13 protein-coding genes are annotated in these 17,311 nt (G+C 57.3%); 7 read left to right on the top strand and 6 right to left on the bottom strand.

Translation table 11 applies throughout. The annotated features are described in order from the left end of the window. Complete coding sequence (locus AFL22_RS19535) at positions 1-1,491, top strand: altronate dehydratase family protein (RefSeq protein WP_052271977.1); 1,491 nt, start codon at positions 1-3, stop codon at positions 1,489-1,491. Between the two features lie 295 nt (positions 1,492-1,786). On the opposite strand, the gene sstT is transcribed toward AFL22_RS19535, so the two are convergent. The 3 genes from sstT to AFL22_RS19520 all read right to left on the bottom strand — a co-directional run bounded on the left by sstT (position 1,787) and on the right by AFL22_RS19520 (position 5,465). Further along, the gene (gene sstT / locus AFL22_RS19530) at positions 1,787-3,019 is read right to left on the bottom strand and encodes a serine/threonine transporter SstT (protein WP_010256557.1); all 1,233 of its coding nucleotides are present in this window, start codon (positions 3,017-3,019) and stop codon (positions 1,787-1,789) included. Positions 3,020-3,254: 235 nt separating this feature from the next. Continuing rightward, on the bottom strand, positions 3,255-4,223 hold the full coding sequence (locus tag AFL22_RS19525; protein WP_010256559.1) for a TerC family protein: 969 nt from the start codon (positions 4,221-4,223) through the stop codon (positions 3,255-3,257). Positions 4,224-4,478: 255 nt separating this feature from the next. Continuing rightward, positions 4,479-5,465 (bottom strand): Gfo/Idh/MocA family oxidoreductase, encoded by a 987-nt coding sequence (locus AFL22_RS19520; RefSeq protein ID WP_033769826.1) that lies wholly within the window; start codon positions 5,463-5,465, stop codon positions 4,479-4,481. A gap of 146 nt (positions 5,466-5,611) precedes the next feature. Between AFL22_RS19520 and AFL22_RS19515 the strand changes: the two genes are divergently transcribed. Beyond that, on the top strand, positions 5,612-7,300 hold the full coding sequence (locus tag AFL22_RS19515) for a chloride channel protein (protein WP_022623916.1): 1,689 nt from the start codon (positions 5,612-5,614) through the stop codon (positions 7,298-7,300). Here the strand turns inward: AFL22_RS19515 and AFL22_RS19510 are convergent. Next, positions 7,297-7,800, bottom strand: a complete 504-nt coding sequence (locus AFL22_RS19510; protein ID WP_052271976.1) for a M48 family metallopeptidase — start codon at positions 7,798-7,800, stop codon at positions 7,297-7,299. The two genes, AFL22_RS19515 and AFL22_RS19510, sit on opposite strands and share 4 nt — an antisense overlap. An 83-nt stretch (positions 7,801-7,883) precedes the next feature. Between AFL22_RS19510 and rlmG the strand changes: the two genes are divergently transcribed. Then, positions 7,884-9,002 carry a 23S rRNA (guanine(1835)-N(2))-methyltransferase RlmG gene (gene rlmG / locus AFL22_RS19505; protein ID WP_052271975.1) on the top strand — a complete coding sequence of 373 codons (1,119 nt, stop codon included), beginning with the start codon at positions 7,884-7,886 and terminating at the stop codon, positions 9,000-9,002. Here rlmG and AFL22_RS19500 read toward each other — a convergent pair whose 3' ends face one another. Both AFL22_RS19500 and AFL22_RS19495 read right to left on the bottom strand, forming a co-directional pair. After that, positions 9,003-11,021, bottom strand: a complete 2,019-nt coding sequence (locus tag AFL22_RS19500; RefSeq protein WP_052271974.1) for an NADPH-dependent 2,4-dienoyl-CoA reductase — start codon at positions 11,019-11,021, stop codon at positions 9,003-9,005. It abuts the gene before it with no gap. 267 nt (positions 11,022-11,288) lie between these two features. Beyond that, positions 11,289-11,996 carry a polyphenol oxidase family protein gene (locus AFL22_RS19495; protein WP_052271973.1) on the bottom strand — a complete coding sequence of 236 codons (708 nt, stop codon included), beginning with the start codon at positions 11,994-11,996 and terminating at the stop codon, positions 11,289-11,291. 106 nt (positions 11,997-12,102) lie between these two features. Between AFL22_RS19495 and AFL22_RS19490 the strand changes: the two genes are divergently transcribed. The 4 genes from AFL22_RS19490 (at position 12,103) to AFL22_RS19475 (ending at position 17,291) form a co-directional block, all read left to right on the top strand. Then, complete coding sequence (locus AFL22_RS19490) at positions 12,103-12,912, top strand: 5'-nucleotidase, lipoprotein e(P4) family (protein WP_052271972.1); 810 nt, start codon at positions 12,103-12,105, stop codon at positions 12,910-12,912. A 580-nt stretch (positions 12,913-13,492) separates the two neighbouring features. Then, entirely contained in the window at positions 13,493-14,128 is a 636-nt protein-coding gene (locus AFL22_RS19485) for a carbonic anhydrase (protein ID WP_029519418.1), read from the top strand. Continuing rightward, a complete protein-coding gene (locus AFL22_RS19480; protein ID WP_052271971.1) occupies positions 14,125-15,600 on the top strand; it encodes a SulP family inorganic anion transporter in 1,476 nt (491 codons plus the stop codon). Before AFL22_RS19485 ends, AFL22_RS19480 begins: the two co-directional genes overlap by 4 nt. Positions 15,601-15,869: 269 nt before the next feature. Beyond that, positions 15,870-17,291, top strand: a complete 1,422-nt coding sequence (locus AFL22_RS19475) for a GGDEF domain-containing protein (protein WP_022623912.1) — start codon at positions 15,870-15,872, stop codon at positions 17,289-17,291. The last annotated feature ends 20 nt before the right edge of the window (positions 17,292-17,311 follow it).

Raw genomic sequence — 17,311 nt, 5'->3', positions numbered from 1 at the left:
ATGCAAGACGCAATTAAAATTGATCCCCGCGACAATGTCGCCGTGGCGTTACGTGATTTAGACGCGGGCGCCATGATAGAGCTGCCGCCACTGAGTGTGGCGGTGCAACAGGCGGTCGGACGCGGGCATAAATTTGCCCTGCAGCCTATCGCGCAGGATGAGCTGGTGATCAAATATGGGCTGCCGATTGCCCATGCCACGCAGCCTGTGGCCGCCGGTGAGTTAATCCATTCGCAGAACGCCCGCACCAATCTCAGCGATCTGGATCAGTATGCGTATCAGCCCGAGTTTATGACGCTGCCGCAGCAGCCGGGTGACCGTGAGGTGCAGATCTACCGTCGTGCTAACGGCGAGGTCGGCATCCGCAATGAGCTGTGGATCCTGCCAACCGTCGGCTGCGTCAACGGCATTGCGCGTCAGATCCTGCAGCGTTTCTTGAAAGAGACGCAGGAGGCAGAAGATATCGATGGCGCGTTCCTGTTCAGCCATACCTTCGGTTGTTCGCAGCTGGGGCAGGATCACGAAAACACCCGCACCATGCTGCAGAACATGGTGCGCCATCCTAATGCTGGCGCGGTGCTGGTGATTGGTCTCGGCTGCGAAAACAATCAGGTTGATGCCTTCCGTGACACCCTCGGCGCGTTTGAAAGCGACCGGGTCGAGTTTATGGTGTGCCAGCAGCATGACGATGAGGTGGAAGCCGGGCTGGAGCGGCTGCACGCATTGTATGAAAAAATGCGTCACGACCAGCGCGAGCCGGGCAAACTCAGCGAGCTGAAGTTTGGTCTGGAGTGCGGCGGTTCAGATGGTTTGTCTGGCATCACCGCCAATCCGTTGCTGGGACGTTTCTCGGACCAGATGATCGCCAATGGCGGCACGACCGTACTGACCGAAGTACCGGAAATGTTTGGCGCAGAACGGATTCTGATGAGTCGCTGTCGCGACGAGGAGACCTTCAGCAAAACGGTGGCGATGATCAACGATTTCAAACAGTATTTTATCGATCACCAGCAGCCGATCTACGAAAACCCGTCACCAGGCAACAAAGCGGGCGGTATCACCACGCTGGAGGAGAAGTCGCTGGGCTGTACCCAGAAAGCGGGGCAGAGCCAGGTGGTCGATGTGCTGAAGTATGGCGAACGGTTAAAAACGCCGGGGCTGAATCTGCTGAGTGCGCCGGGCAATGATGCGGTCGCCACCAGTGCGCTAGCGGGAGCTGGTTGCCACATGGTGCTGTTCAGTACCGGACGCGGCACACCTTATGGCGGTTTTGTGCCGACGGTGAAGCTGGCCACCAATACGCCGCTGGCGGAGAAGAAACCGCACTGGATCGACTTTAATGCCGGACGGTTGATCGAGGGAATGAGTATGGATGCGATGCTGGAAGACTTTGTCGACAGCATTGTGGCGATTGCCAGCGGTCAGCCGACCAACAACGAGAAGAACGATTTCCGCGAGCTGGCGATTTTCAAAAGTGGTGTGACGCTTTAAACAAAAACGACCCGCTAAAGTGCGGGTCGCTTGAGATCGTTGATAAAGTCCAGCTCTGTGGCGGTGAGACCGAGCCTGCGAAGGGAACACGGTCAGATCGGAAAGTCGCAAAGGCCGTCATCCATGACACGCTCGGCCCGCGCCATCCCTGGCGCGGGACGCTTTCCTCTTCTGCCCGTGTTCCCTGCGCGTTGAGTTTATCCGTCGCGGCTGGATTAACCCTGATGTGGGCATAGCAGCAGTCTTAAGCAATCCGTAATTATTCATACGGGTCGCCTTTTTTATGTTAACTGAATCAGGCCCGGCTGGTTTCGCGCTCCGCTTCAGCCTGACAGACGGCGGCGGTAAACAGAATATCGGTTGAAGAGTTCAGTGCGGTTTCCGCCGAATCCTGCAGGACGCCGATAATAAAGCCGACCGCCACCACCTGCATTGCCAGATCATTCGGAATGCCGAACATGTTACAGGCCACCGGGATCAGCAGCAGCGAACCGCCCGCCACGCCAGATGCACCACAGGCACAGAGTGACGCCACCAGACTCAGCAGAATCGCCGTCGGCACATCAATGCTGATCCCCAGCGTATGCACCGCCGCCAGCGTCAGCACGGTAATGGTAATCGATGCCCCCGCCATACTGATGGTTGCGCCCAGCGGAATCGACACCGAATAGGTATCCTCATCCAGATCCAGACGTTTCGCCAGCGCCATATTCACCGGAATGTTGGCGGCAGAACTGCGGGTAAAGAAGGCGGTCACGCCGCTTTCGCGCAGGCAGGTGAAGACCAGTGGATAGGGGTTGCGACGGATTTTATAGAACACCAGCAGCGGGTTCACCACCAGCGCCATCAGCAGCATACAGCCGATCAGTAGCGCCAGCAGATGCGCATATTGCCACAGCGCGCCAAAGCCGGTGGACGCGAGGATCGAGGCCACCAGACCGAAAATACCAATCGGCGCGCAGCGAATCACGCAGCGTACCAGCCAGGTCACCGCATGAGAGGCATCATTGAGAAAGGCGCGGGTAGTGTCACTGCTATGACGGAACGCCAGCCCGAGACCAATTGCCCACACCAGAATGCCGATGTAGTTGGCGTTCATCAGGGCCGTGATTGGATTCGACACCATGCTCATCAGCAGTCCGCGTAGCACTTCGGTAATGCCGGATGGTGGTGTGATTTCCGTGGTGCCCACCGCCAGCGTCAGCGTCTGCGGGATCAGATGGCTGAAGACCACCGCGACCACCGCCGCGAAAAAGGTGCTCAGCAGATAAAGCATAATAATCGGCCGGATATTGCTCTTCTGGCCCTGCTGGTGGTTGGCAATCGAGGCGATCACCAGCATCAGTACCAGCAATGGCGCGACTGCTTTCAGCGCACTGACAAACAGTTCACCCAGCAGACCGACCGCGATAGCGGCATCGTGTGAAATCCAGGCGAGCGCCACACCGGCGATCAGCCCAATCATGATTTGCTTCACCAGGCTTCCGGCGAGCAGCGTGCCCAGACGTGCGGAGAGAGTTTTCTGCATAATATTTTCTATATTTTGTCGCGGATGTAGTTTCAGACGCGATGTTTTGCATCGGCTAAAACGGTTTGCCCGGCGGAGTATAAGGAAAAGATCGGACGTGAAAAGAGAAAGTTCTGTCACTGTGGAGCAGGTCAGATTTTTATTATGCTGGATAGTGGAAGTGTGACAGAGGGATGAAATGGCGTGACAGGCTGCCACAAAATAAAACAGGGGCATCGGCTGCCCCTGCAGGTAATTATGGTGCGAGCTTTTTCTGGTCTCTTTTGCGGTTAACCCAGGCATTAATCAGCAGGGTTGATGCCAGAATGGCACCGACCACACCCAGCGAGATACCGACCGGGATATGGTAGATGTCGACAATCAGCATCTTAAAGCCGATGAACACCAGCACAATCGCCAGGCCATACTTCAGCATCGAGAACCGTTCCGCCACGTTTGCCAGCAGGAAGTACATGGCACGCAAACCCAGGATAGCGAACAGGTTTGAGGTCAGTACGATAAACGGGTCAGTGGTCACGGCGAAGATCGCCGGGATACTGTCGACCGCAAAGATCACGTCGCTGATTTCTACCATGATCAGCACCAGCAGCAGTGGCGTCGCAAACAGCACGCCGTTTTTGCGGGTGAAGAACTTCTCGCCGTCGAGATCGTCAGTCATGCGCAGATGCTTACGCAGCCAGCGCACCACAGGTTTTTCGCCCACCGCGCTGTCATCCTCTTTCGCCAGCGCCATTTTCACACCGGTGAACAGCAGGAAGGCACCGAACACATAGAGGATCCAGCTGAACTGCGTGACCAGCCAGCTACCGGCGAAGATCATGATGGTACGCAGCACGATAGCGCCTAATACCCCATAGATCAGCACCCGGCGCTGCAGATTGGCCGGAATAGAGAAGTAACTGAACAGCATCAGCCAGACGAAGACGTTATCCACCGCCAGCGCTTTTTCCAGCACGTAACCGGTCAGGAAGGCGAGCGTCTGCGTGTTAGCGACTTCACGTCCCGCGCTGCCCTCCAGATACCACCAGAAGGCGGCGCTGAACAGCAGTGAGACTGAAACCCAGATCAGCGACCAGACGGCCGCCTGTTTGAAAGACATGGTCTGCGCGCCACGGCGTCCCTGCAACAGCAGGTCGATAGCCAGCATGATAAGCACCACAACCGCAAAGCTGCCCCACAGTAAAGGCGTACCCACAGTTTGCATATTCGTATCCTGTCCGAAAAATAAAAAAACGGCTGAAGTCAGAAGACGTCAGCCGCTTATTTTTGTGTAAGCAAACCTCGCCTTCCGGCAAGGTCTCACTTACAACACAGAAATTGATTCCGGGTTGCCTGATGACCGGATGCTTTCGCATCGTAATGACGATCAATCAGCTTACAAGTTACTCCCCTTTGCAGGAGGGTAAGTTACGGTTTAGCCGCACAGGAAGCAACACCTCTCAGACATATTTAGAAATATTTACACAGCAGCCTGGTCGGCCGGGAAGATCACGCCGGTCTGGCGGCGTATCTCAGTCAGCAGCGATGCAGTAATCCGCGAAACCTCAAGCGAAGGGTGGTCCACCTGGCGCTGCTCAACCAGCCGGGCAAAAGCGGCGGCCTCATACAGCATGGTGTTGATATGCTGCGGCTGACTCAGCGTCTGCTTTTCCGCGCCCCGCGGCACAAAAGTCAGCTGCTGGCACTCCGATAACTTCTCTATCACCAGCGCGCCCGCTTCACCCTGAATCTCGCTGGGCAGGCTGGAATCACTCACCTTCGAATGCAGAATCGTCACATCGAAATCACCGTAACTCAGCACCACCACGCCGTGCGCGTCCACGCCGCTCGCAAGCAAAGTCGCCCTGGCCTGCACGCGATCTGGCTCGCCCCACAGCGTCACTGCCGAGGCCAGGCAGTAATAACCGATATCCATAATTGAGCCATTCGACCAGCGCGGATCAAAGGTATTGGGGTTCTCACCGTTGAGATAGCGCGGGTAGCGTGAGGAGTACTGGCAGTAATTCAGCAGCGCTTTTCGCAGTTTACCCACGTCAGGCAGTGCCTGCTGCAGCCGCAGGAAATTAGGCAGGCTGGCAGTTTTAAACGCCTCAAACAGCACCACCTGATGCTCACGGGCGCAGGCGATCATCTGTTCCACTTCTGCCAGGTTAGAGGCCAGCGGTTTTTCGCAAATCACATGCTTGCCGTGCGACATAAACAGCAGCGCCTGCTGGCAGTGCAGGGCGTTGGGGCTGGCCAGATAGACCGCATCGATCTCCGGGCTGGCGGCCAGCGCTTCCAGTGAGGTAAAGGTCTGTTTGCAGGGATAATCGGCGATAAAGGCCTCAGCCTGCTGCTGACTGCGTGAATAGACCGCACAGAGCTTCATCGCTCCGGTTTCATGAGCGGCATCAATAAACTGGCGTGTAATCCAGTTTGTTCCCACAATGGCAAAACGAATCACGTCATCTCTCCAGCAGCTGTAAAGCGGCAGAGTAACATCTCACCCACGCTGTGCAATGGTGCCGGGCGGGCAGGGATTGATCCTGCGATCCGCATTCCAATAATATGCGGAAGCGATGATGTTTATGTACCAACCAGGGAGCGCAGGTGAAAGCAAGTAAGCACGCATTAAACTGGACCACACTTCTGATCGCCATTCCGGTCGGGTGTGCGGCGTCGCTGGTGACGCTGGCTTTCCGCGGCGTGATTGAACTGATCAACCATCTGCTGTTTGCCCGCAGTGGCGAAATAACCGAATCCCTGCATCTCTGGCCGTGGATCTTCTGGCCGCTGCTGGTGGGGGCGGGCGGCGTACTGGCGGGCTATTTTCTGCGTTATGCCGTTGCCATCGAGCAGCAGCAGACGGTGAAAACGGATTACCTTGAAGTGATCAACGCCCGGCTCGATGCGGTGCCGACCCGGACCTCACTGTTCCGCGCCTTATCGTCGATTGCCAGTATCGGCAGCGGCGCCTCGATAGGTAAAGAGGGGCCGATGGTGCAGCTCTCGGCACTGTGCGGCAGTGCGATTGGTCGCCTGTTACCGGCCTCACTTAACCTGAAAAACAGTGACGTGGTGGCGATGGCCGCGGCGGCGGGCCTCGCGTCGGTTTACCATGCGCCACTGGCGTCGGCGATTTTTGTGGCGGAAATCGCCTTCGGCATTTCTGCGTTGCAGCGGCTGATCCCCCTGATCATCGCTGCCGCCACGGCGGTGATGACCATGTGGACGCTGGGTTTTCGCAGCGCGCTCTATCCGCTGGCAGACGCGAACTTCGCCATGGATCTCAGCAGCCTGCTGATGACGGTGGTGATTGGTCTGTGCGCCGGTCTGGCGGGCTGGATCGTGATTAAATGCATCGCCCGCAGCAAAGTGCTGTTCAGCCGGGTCGCCTCCCTGCCGCTGCGCCTCGGGGCGGGCGGTTTTGCGGTCGGCTTACTGGCGCTGATCTCCACTGATATCCTCGGCAACGGCTACGAGGTGATCGTCAAAGTGATGGCAGGGCACTACCTGCTGCCGGGTCTGCTGCTGCTGCTGGTGCTGAAAACCCTTGCTACCAGCCTGTCGGTAGGCTCGAACGCCGTCGGCGGACTCTTTACCCCTTCGCTGCTGATTGGCGCGCTGCTGGGGGTGATCATCGCGACGGTGGGGGCGGCGTTGCATCTGCCGCTCGGCAATGTGCTGCTCTATGCCGCGATTGGTATGGCGGCGGTGCTGGCGGCGGTCAGTCAGGCGCCGTTGATGGCGATGCTGATGGTGCTGGAGATGACGCTCAACAGCAGCCTGCTGTTTCCGCTGATGATCGCTACCGTGCTGGCGTCGATGGTGGTCTATCGCCTGCAATCCGCCAGTACTTATCCGGTCGTAAGTCATCACTTCAGCCGTTCAGAAGCGAAATATGATTTCGATAACATGCGCATTGCTGAGCTGATTATTGCAGGTGCGGCGTTGCAGCCGGAGGAGTCGGTGGGGCAGGCGCTGGCGGTCAGCTCCCTGAAGCGTGAACGCTATGTTTATGTGATCAACGCCGCGGGCGCTTTCCTCGGTGTGGTCTCGATTCATGAAATTTCGCGCCGGGTGCTGGCCCAGGAGATCACCCTCGACTCACCGGTGCAGTGCGTGATGGATCAGGATTTCCCGGTGGTGTATCAGAATCAGAGTATGCGTGAGGGATGGGAAGCCTTTGCGGCGGTGACGCTGGAGCGGTTGCCGGTGCTCAACAATCCGCAGGAACGGCGCTTTCTGGGGGCGCTGACCAAAACCAGTCTGATTCAGAAAGCGCAGGAGTTTCTTTAAGCCGCGTTGCCGCGCATCGCCTGGTCCGTCATCCACAGTCGCGCATCAAATTCGAGCTGGTGATAATCCGGCTCCATATGGCAGCAGAGCTGGTAGAACGCCTTATCGTGATCTTTCTCTTTAAGGTGTGCCAGCTCATGCACCACGATCATCCGCAGAAACGGCTCTGGCGCGAGGCGGAAAAAGGTCGAGATACGGATTTCCGCTTTCGCCTTAAGCTTACCGCCCTGAATCCGCGAGATGGCAGTGTGCAGCCCGAGTGCATGCTTCATCACCTTAATCTTGTTATCCCACATCACTTTGCTGATCGGCGGCGCATTGCGCATATAGCGATTTTTCAGCGCCTGCGTGTAGTCATACAGCGCTTTATCACTCATCACGGCGTGGGTGTCGGGATAACGTTCCTGCAGGAACGCACCTAAGCGCTGATGGGCGATCAGCGACTGAACCTGCTCAAGAAGGGGGGCAGGATAACCCTGAAGGTAGATCAGTGAGGACATTAGGGATTCCAGGCGAAAGACAGTATACTGCGCCCCCGATTTTGGGGCGAAAATCAACCAAAGTGTACCACGCCGGAGAATTCATGAGCCAACTTGAACTGAACGATCGCACACTGATCCTGCATCGCTTCCCGCAGATGCGTGACGAAAGTCCATTACAAGCCTGGGATGCGGCTGATGAATATCTGTTACAGCAGGCGCTGCCAGAGGGGCCGGTGCTGGTCTTCAACGACAGTTTCGGGGCCTTAACCTGCGCCCTGAATTCGCGTACCGTCTGGCACGTCAGCGACTCCTGGCTGAGCCAGCAGGCCGCCCGTCAGAACCTGACCTTTAATGGGCTGGATGACAGCGACGTTCACTTTGTTGATAGCCTGGCGGAACTGCCTGCTTCACCTGCGGCTGTGCTGATTAAGGTGCCTAAAACCCTGGCGCTGCTGGAGCACCAGCTGCGCGCCATTCGCGAAGTCGTCACGCCTGATACGGTGATTCTGGCGGCGGCGCGCGCCAAAGAGATCCATAACTCTACCCTGCAGCTGTTCGAACAGATCATTGGTGAAACCAGAACCTCACTGGCGTGGAAAAAAGCGCGTCTGATCTACAGCCAGTTCAGCAAGCCTGAACTGCGTGAGGCCACGCCGACGCTGGTCTGGCCGCTGGATGGTACCCCTTATCAGATTCACAACTACGCCAACGTCTTCTCGCGCGCTTCGCTGGATATCGGCGCACGGCTCTTTGTGCAGCATCTGCCGGAAAACATTGAGGGCGAGATTGTCGATCTCGGCTGTGGTAACGGCGTGGTGGGACTGGTGGCGCTGGAGCAGAACCCGCAGGCCGAGGTGCATTTCCTTGATGAGTCTTACATGGCGGTCGCTTCCAGCAAGCTTAACGTGGAAGTGAACCGTCCAGAGGATCTGTCACGCTGTCAGTTCCTGGTGAACAACGTGCTGAGTGGCTATCCGTCAGATCGGCTGCACGCGGTGCTGTGCAACCCGCCGTTCCACCAGCAGCACGCGGTGACCGATCACCTGGCATGGCAGATGTTCCGCGATGCCAAACGCTGCCTTCAGTATGGCGGCGAGTTGCGTATTGTCGGCAACCGCCACCTCGATTATCACCACAAGCTGAAGAAGCTGTTTGGTAACTGTACGCTGATCGCCTCTAACCAGAAGTTCGTGGTGCTGCGCGCGGTGAAAATGCGCTAGTCAGACGGTTAATGCCAGCTGCGTCGCCTGCGCAATCGCACGGCGCGCATCCAGCTCCTGCGCCACATCTGCACCGCCGATGACTGTCACCCTCTGTCCTTTTGCACGCAGCGCGGCTTCCAGTTCGCGCTGCGGCTCCTGTCCGGCACAGATAATCACATTATCGACCTCCAGCAACAGCGTTTCGCCGTTGCGCCGCAGATGCAGGCCGCTGTCATCAATCGCCAGATACTCAACGCCGCCCCACATCTCAACGCCCTGCGCCTGCAGACTGGCGCGATGGATCCAGCCGGTGGTCTTTGCCAGCCCGGCACCCGGTTTTCCCGATCGGCGTTGCAGCAGCCAGATTTGCCGTAACGCAGCAGGCGGCTCGGGTTTCATCACGCCGCCACGCTGCGTCAGGCTGTGGTCGATGCCCCATTCGGCATAAAACGCCGCCAGATCTTCGTCATGGGATGGCTGTGACAGATACTCCGCCACATCAAAGCCAATACCGCCTGCGCCGATAATCGCTACCCGTTTACCTACCGGGCGCTTATCGCGCAGCACCTCCAGATAGCTCAGCACGCTGGGGTGGTCGATGCCCGGAATATCGGGCGTACGCGGCTGAATGCCGGTCGCCAGCACCACTTCATCGGCGTCACTCAACTGATCCGCCGTCACCCGACTGCCTGTCTGAACCGTCACGCCTGCGGCCGCCAGCTCATGCCGGAAATAGCGCAGCGTTTCGCTGAACTCTGATTTGCCAGGGATCAGCCGTGCAAGATTGAACTGGCCGCCTATCTCCGGCGCGGCCTCATAGAGGGTTACCTGATGGCCGCGCTGCGCCGCCTGCAGCGCAAACGCCATGCCGGCCGGACCGGCGCCCACTACGGCCAGCCTGCGCGGGGCGGTGCTGGCGATGACCGGCATAAGCGACTCATGGCAGGCGCGCGGATTGACCAGGCAGGAGGTGATTTTACCGGCGAACACCTGATCGAGGCAGGCCTGATTACAGGCAATGCAGGTGTTGATGCTGTCCGGTTCACCACGCTGTGCTTTAGTGACAAAGGCGGGATCGGCGAGAAAAGGGCGCGCCATCGACACCATATCGGCGCAGCCGGACTGCAACAGCTGCTCGGCGACGGCGGGATGGTTGATGCGATTGGTTGCGATGACCGGCACCTTCACCTGTTCACGCAGGCGCTGCGTCACCCACGCAAAGGCCGCGCGCGGCACGCAGGTGGCGATGGTCGGGATGCGCGCCTCATGCCAGCCAATACCGGTATTAAACAGCGTGACGCCGCACTGCTCCAGCTCGCCCGCCAGCAACAGCGTCTCCTCCAGCGTACTGCCCTCTTCGATCAGGTCGAGCATCGACAACCGGAAGATGATGATAAAGGCGTCACCGGTCGCGGCGCGAACGGCGCGGGTAATCGCCAGTGCGAATTGCATCCGCTGCCGGAAGTCGCCACCCCAGCGATCGGTGCGCTGATTGGTGTGCTTCACCAGAAACTGATTAATCAGGTAGCCTTCGGAACCCATGATCTCCACGCCATCGTAGCCCGCCTGCTGTGCCAGTCGGGCGCAGCGGGCAAAGTCATCAATGGTCTGTTCAATCGCCGCCTCGCTCATCGCCTGTGGCGTAAACGGGTTAATTGGCGCCTGGCGTGCCGAGGGCGCAACCAGATCGGGCTGATAGCTGTAACGACCGGTATGCAGGATCTGCAGGGCGATTTTGCCCTGATGCTGATGTACCGCCTCCGTAATCTGCCGGTGCCAGTCACATTGCGTCTCGTCGGTGAGCATCGCGCCATGCGCGGTGGTGACACCCTGGGCATTGGGGGCGATGCCGCCGGTGACGATCAGCGCGACGCCTTCACGCGCCCGCTCGCCGTAAAAAGCCGCCAGCCGGGCTGCGCCATCCGGATGCTCTTCCAGTCCGGTGTGCATTGACCCCATCAGAAAGCGGTTTTTCAGTCGGGTAAAGCCAAGGTCCAGCGGCGTAAACAGCGCAGGATAGTCAGGATTGACGGACATGATAGTCACTCACGGTAAAGTGGTCGGATGAGTTCACTCTAGCCACTTCTGCGTTAAAAAAAAGTGAAAGAATGTCAGGGTGTGAGTGAAATCATAAACAACGGCAGGGGAGTGAGGTGAGTAACAAAGAGTGGGCGGAGGTCGCCCGTGCCTTGCGCAAAGAGGTTAAGACCGTCATCCGTGGCCCGCGTAGCTTCGCGACAGGCGTCAGCGCCCGTCGCTGTTCAGGTTCCGCTACATGCTGTCAGCGCGGTGCCAGAAAACCCATTAACGTCGACGGATCCACGAATAGCGGGAGTGATAGCCGCTGCCGTGGTGGGTATTGAAGCGGTAGCTTGAACCGCTTTCGGCCATGCAGTAGGTGCAGACATTGACGTTATCGATCTGCGCAGCCGGCACACCCGCCTGCACCAGTAAATGCGTTGCCAGCGCAGGCAGATCGAACCAGACACCCTGCTGGCGGGCAGCGGCCTGTGGACGTTGCGCCAGAGGATTAACCGGCTGGTTCTGGTGCCAGCGCAGCCCGCTGGCCAATGCCGGGTTCTGCGCAATCTCCGCCAGCTGCGGTTCGGCCAGTTCATAACAGCAGGGGCCCATCGCCGGACCGATCGCCACCATCAGGTTCTGCGGCTCGCAGCCCTGCTCGCACAGTTTTTCAACCGCGCGGGTCAGCACACCCGCCAGCGTACCTTTGAGTCCGGCATGAACCGCGGCCACGATCCGCTGCTGGCGATCGGCGAACAGCACTGGCAGGCAGTCGGCGGTGTAGACCGCCACCGGGCGCGTCCCGCTGCCGATCACGCCGTCAGACTCGCAGCTTTTGGGTGGGATGTTCTCGATATCGGTGACCACGGTCGCGCTGTGGCGCTGATGTCCATAGGCTGCATCAGCGGGTGGTGGCTCACCGGCTGGCTGAAACGCATATTCGAGCCACTCCAGCGAATCGAGCAATGGCGAGCGCGGGATCACGGCCATAGGAATCTCCTGTTATAACAGCGTGCGTTGGGCTGCCCACAGCTTACGTTAACTGCTACATTTTTGAAGCTTCTCCTCAGACCTTTCTCACCTTAAGGATGAAATGATGAAAACCTCCGCAAAACTGGCTGCATCCGGACTGGTCGCGCTGCTGCTTACCGGCTGCGCCTCGTCGACACATCAGACCGCGCAACAGCAACTCGGCCAGCAATCGGTGCTGGCGGTAAACTGGTTCCAGCAGTCTGGTGAATATCAGGCGCTGACCTGGCAGGCATTTAATACCGCGCGTATGGCGTTTGATCAGGCCCCCTCGCTGACTGGCAAACCCAAAGCGGTGATTGTCGATCTGGATGAGACGATGCTGGATAACAGTGCCTACAGCGCGTGGCAGGCGAAGAACGGCCAGCCGTTCAGCAGCAAAACCTGGTCAGCCTGGACACAGGCGCGGCAGGCGAAAGCGGTGCCGGGCGCGATAGAGTTTGCGCGTCATGTCACACAGAATGGCGGCACGCTGTTCTATGTGTCGAACCGCGATCAGAAAGATTACGCGGCCACGGTCGCTAACATGCAGCGGCTCGGTTTCCCCAACGTCAGCGATAAAACGGTACGTCTGAATACTGACAGCTCCAATAAGCAGGCACGTTTCGATGCCATTAAAAATGCCGGCTATAACGTGGTGCTCTACGTTGGCGATAACCTCAACGATTTTGGTGGCGCGACCTGGCATCAGGGTAATCAGACGCGTCGTGATTTTGTGAATCTTAACCATCAGCAGTTTGGAACGCAGTTCATCGTGCTGCCGAATCCGCTCTACGGCGACTGGGAGAGCGGAATGGCGGAAAACTACAATAAACTGACACCGGAACAGCAGCTGTCTGTGCGGGAATCGCGCTTGCAAAGCTGGAACGGTAAATAATTCGTCAAGAAAAAGAGCCTGACCGTGTCAGGCTCTGTTAAAACATGGTCCTGATTTACTTTCTCCCGTCACTATTTTGCTGCAAATTAAATTAATTATCTCTTGCTTCATTCTTATCTAAAATCAGGCATATCTGACTGGCTATCAGCAATTAAGCCGGTTGATCGTGCTAATGGTTAATTTTTTAATTAAGAGTATTCCTGGTAAAAAGCAGGCCGGTTGGTATGGCAGTGAATATCCCCTTGGTTAATGATTGTATTTTTTTGTCAGCAATAACTTTAGTTTATTATCTTTTATATTTTAATCTATTGATATTACTGATCTTAAAATGGTTTCCGCTAATTATTTCACTTCTCTGCTGCTTAATTAAATTTACTTACCCCTGACTCTTACTGACGCCAGATTGACAAATAGCATGATGTTAAAGTGCTGTGAAATATTGCTCGTGCATTGGTAATGGTTAGCGGCTATAACCTTTTTCTGTGACTCAGTTCTTATTTACCTGGCGGCTCACGCTTTATTTGTGAGCCGATACACTTTGTGGTTAGCCAGGATGCGACATCCCGATAGTAGAGAGAAGATGATTGTGACGACACTTAAACCCTTATTAGCGAAAAATCGCAGTTGGGCATTACAGCGCCGCCAGCGTAATCCAGACTACTTTAAAAAATTCCTTCATCAGCAAAAGCCGCACTCACTCTGGATAGGTTGTTCTGATAGTCGCGTTCCGGCAGAAGTCTTAACCGGCTCCCATCCTGGCGAACTCTTTGTGCATCGTAATATCGCCAACATGGTGATTGAGGACGATGACAATTTACTGAGCGTGCTGCAATACGCGCTCTTCTTTCTCGGTGTAAAACGCATTGTATTAAGCGGCCACTATGGCTGCGGTGGGGTGGAAGCCGCGCAGAATCTGCCGGGCAGCGTGCTGGACGGGCAGGAGAGCGCGCTGGCGAGACGCATTCAGACGTTGCGTCATGACATTCAGCATGGCCTGGCGGAAAGCCCCCCTTCAGACGCGGAGCCGGGTGAACAGCTCGATCGGCTGGTTGAGGCCAACGTTAAGGCGCAATTCGCCAGACTGGTGAAATCTGAACCGGTCCGGCAAATCTGGCAATCGGGCCAGGAACTGGAGGTGTTTGGTTGTGTGTATGACCTGCGCTCCGGCCATCTTAAAGAGCTGATTCATCAATCTGCAGAGGAACCTTCATTATGAACCTCGATACCCTGCGTCGCGACATTCCTGCGGGTCTGGTGGTGTTTCTGGTCGCCTTACCGCTCTGTCTTGGCATCGCACAGGCCAGCGGATTACCGCCGTTTGCCGGTCTGCTGACCGGTGTGATTGGCGGCCTGGTGGTCACATCACTGAGTCCGTCCCGGTTTGCCGTCAGCGGCCCGGCGGCAGGCCTGGTCACCATCGTCGTCGCCTCAATGGCGTCTCTGGGCAGTTTTTCCGCCTTTCTCACCGCGCTGATTATCGCCGGAGCACTGCAATGCCTGTTTGGTCTGCTGCGTGCCGGACGGTTTATTTCGCTGGTGCCGGGCAGCGTCATTAAAGGGATGCTGGCGGCGATCGGTTTGCTGCTGATCATGCAGCAGATCCCGGTGGCGCTGGGTGCCGCGGGCGATGCGGAGCTGGTTTCACTGGTGACCGGTGAGATGACCTTCTCGCTGCCTGCGGTAGCGGTAGCGGGTGTCGGCCTGGCCATTTTATGTCTCTGGACCACCGCACCGGTGAAGCGGATCAAAGCGCTGGCATGGATCCCTGGGCCGCTGATTGCCGTGCTGATAGGCTGCCTTGCTACCGTCTTGGGTGGACGGCTGTTCCCGGAGATGACCAGCGGTCTGGCGCGCATTTCGTTGCCCGCTTTTGACAGCATTTCCGCGCTGGTAGCAGAGCTGGAAACGCCCGACTGGATGGCCTGGCAGAATCCGCAGGTCTGGGTCGTTGCGGTGACCTTAGCCCTGGTCGCCAGTCTGGAAACGCTGCTGAGTCAGGAGGCGCTGAAAAAACTGCGTCCTCAGACGCCCGCGCCGTCGCCCAACAAAGAGATGTTCGCGCAGGGCATCGGTAACCTGGCGGCCGGTTTTCTTGGCGCGATGCCGATAACGGCGGTGATCGTGCGCAGTTCGGTTAACGTCAGTGCGGGCGCGCAGACCAAACTGTCGATCTTCATTCACGGTGTGCTGCTGCTGATTTGCGGTATGTGGTTCAGTGAGATGCTGAACGCCATTCCGCTGGCCAGCCTCGCTGCCGTGCTGCTCTATACCGGCTACAAGCTGGCGACACCCAAACTGTTTATTGAGCAGTTCCGGATGGGCGCGCAGCAGTACGTGCCGTTTCTGGCCACCATCGTCGGTATTATCACGCTGGGCATGCTGGTCGGGATTGGTATCGGCATCGCCACGCAGATCCTCTATAGCATCTATAAGAGCCATCGCAACGCGCTGCAGCTCACCCGCTATGACGACCACTACGTGCTGCGCTTTCAGCAGAACCTGACCTTTATGCACAATCCAAAGCTGCAGGGATTGCTGGATGAGATCCCGGAGAACAGCGTAGTCATCGTCGATAACGACAATGCGGAATATATCGATCCCGACGTTAAAGCGGTGCTGAAAGATTTTGGCGATAACGCCGACAAACGCGGCATTCGCCTGAGTCAGTGGCCGGTTGCCGTAAAATAGCGTTTAGCGCAACGGTAAAGTCGTCAGAACAGCAAAAATCGGATATCTCGGATATCCGATTTTTTTATTTACGATGCATAATAGAGCCCCAGTTTTTGCTGTCATCTGATGGGTTTAGCCTCAAAACGGTAACTTTTCTGAGTTAGCCCATGAAACGCGGTTTTATCGCCGGATGACATTGAGGATATTCAGGATTTAATCATTCTGACACCACGCGCCTGTCCAGGCTGGCGTGGACAGCCAGCCTCTCTGTGACAAGGTCCGGATGTATGCGCATACAGCTGTTTGAAGAGCACAACGTTAAGAAGAACGCATTTTCACTGTTTTTAATCACGTTGCTGTTTTGCTTTATCGGCGGACACCTGCGCTTTCCACAGGAGCTGTCGCTGTTCTGGCCGGTCAACGCGATCGTCACTGGCGTGATCGTCCGGAATCCTTTTCTGCATCAGACCCGCTATTACCTGGCTACCTTTGCTGCGATGGTGTTTAACGACATCGTTTTTTCAGGCTGGGCGCTCTCTGCTTTTACCCTCAACATGGCGAATCTTCTGTTTGTGCTGGTGGCGGTGACGCTGCTGGTAAAACATCTTCAGCACGACTCCGGCAGCGAGCGTATAACCAGCGTGCTGCGCATTTTTCCGGCCTGTCTGCTGGCCGGACTGGCCTGCGCCAGCTGGGGGGCGCTGGCGCAGCAGGCCGATTTTAACAGCGGGCTGGTGACGGCCTGGGGCGAATGGTTCAGCGAACAGTTCTCAACCGGGCTGATGCTGCTGCCCTTTTTGCTGACGCGCGACTGGGCGTCGCTGTCGCCCCGGCAGTTTATGCAGATGCGCAAGCTGGCACCGGTTGTCGCCGTGATTTTTTCGCTGATGATTGGCGCGATGATGGGCGGCGCAGGCAGCCTGACGTTCCCGGTTCCGGCGCTGGTCTGGTGCGCCATCGTGCTGCCGATGCCGCTCACCAGTCTGGTGATTTTGCTCACCGGCATTAGCGAAATCATTCTGGTTTCGCACGGCGTGATGAATATCCAGGGCGATGACAATATGCTGCCGATCACCCATCTGACCTCGGCACGGCTGGGCGTGGCGACCATTGCGATCAGCCCGCTGATTGTGGCGGTGAGCATGGATGCGATTCGCCAGCTCAACCAGCGTCTGGCGCTGCGCGCCAACTATGACTTCCTGACCCGGCTACTGTCGCGTTCCGGCCTCTATGAAAGTCTGCGTGCTGAGCCGATCTTCCCGGACCGCCGGGCGGGCGTGATCCTGCTGGATGTCGACTACTTCAAAGCGATTAACGACAATTTTGGTCATGATGCGGGTGACAGCGTGCTGGAAGAGATCGCCCGCCGTATGCAGCGCGTTGTGGGTAAAGAGGGGCGCATCTGCCGTTTTGGCGGCGAAGAGTTTGCGGTGGTGCTGTTCGACCAGAATCCGGAAAAGCTCTACTTTCTTGCTGAGAGCATCCGGCAGAAGATGGCGAAAGAGAAATTCTGGCTGCAGGGCAGTACGGCCACGGTCACTGTCAGTCTGGGGCTGGCGCATGGCAGTGCCGGTGAGGCGACGGAGTGGCACCGCGTCATCAACCGGCTGATTTCCGCAGCCGATAAAAACCTCTATCTGTCGAAACGCAATGGCCGCAATCAGACCTCGCCGGTTAACTACCGTGCCATCACCAGCGACGTGGCATAACGCCACGCCGCCGGGTTCTG

Source organism: Pantoea sp. CFSAN033090 (assembly GCF_001264395.1).
Classification (GTDB): domain Bacteria; phylum Pseudomonadota; class Gammaproteobacteria; order Enterobacterales; family Enterobacteriaceae; genus Pantoea; species Pantoea agglomerans.
This window is presented reverse-complemented; position numbering and strand designations above follow the sequence as displayed.

What these genes read in the sequence shown, in the direction of transcription:
- AFL22_RS19535 (WP_052271977.1), top strand. Translation starts at nt 1, where the DNA reads ATGCAAGACGCAATTAAAATTGATCCCCGCGACAATGTCGCCGTGGCG.
- AFL22_RS19490 (WP_052271972.1), top strand. Translation starts at nt 12,103, where the DNA reads ATGAAAACCTCCGCAAAACTGGCTGCATCCGGACTGGTCGCGCTGCTG.
- AFL22_RS19495 (WP_052271973.1), bottom strand. Translation starts at nt 11,996, where the DNA reads ATGGCCGTGATCCCGCGCTCGCCATTGCTCGATTCGCTGGAGTGGCTC.
- AFL22_RS19525 (WP_010256559.1), bottom strand. Translation starts at nt 4,223, where the DNA reads ATGCAAACTGTGGGTACGCCTTTACTGTGGGGCAGCTTTGCGGTTGTG.
- sstT (WP_010256557.1), bottom strand. Translation starts at nt 3,019, where the DNA reads ATGCAGAAAACTCTCTCCGCACGTCTGGGCACGCTGCTCGCCGGAAGC.
- rlmG (WP_052271975.1), top strand. Translation starts at nt 7,884, where the DNA reads ATGAGCCAACTTGAACTGAACGATCGCACACTGATCCTGCATCGCTTC.
- AFL22_RS19510 (WP_052271976.1), bottom strand. Translation starts at nt 7,800, where the DNA reads ATGTCCTCACTGATCTACCTTCAGGGTTATCCTGCCCCCCTTCTTGAG.
- AFL22_RS19485 (WP_029519418.1), top strand. Translation starts at nt 13,493, where the DNA reads ATGATTGTGACGACACTTAAACCCTTATTAGCGAAAAATCGCAGTTGG.
- AFL22_RS19475 (WP_022623912.1), top strand. Translation starts at nt 15,870, where the DNA reads ATGCGCATACAGCTGTTTGAAGAGCACAACGTTAAGAAGAACGCATTT.
- AFL22_RS19480 (WP_052271971.1), top strand. Translation starts at nt 14,125, where the DNA reads ATGAACCTCGATACCCTGCGTCGCGACATTCCTGCGGGTCTGGTGGTG.
- AFL22_RS19500 (WP_052271974.1), bottom strand. Translation starts at nt 11,021, where the DNA reads ATGTCCGTCAATCCTGACTATCCTGCGCTGTTTACGCCGCTGGACCTT.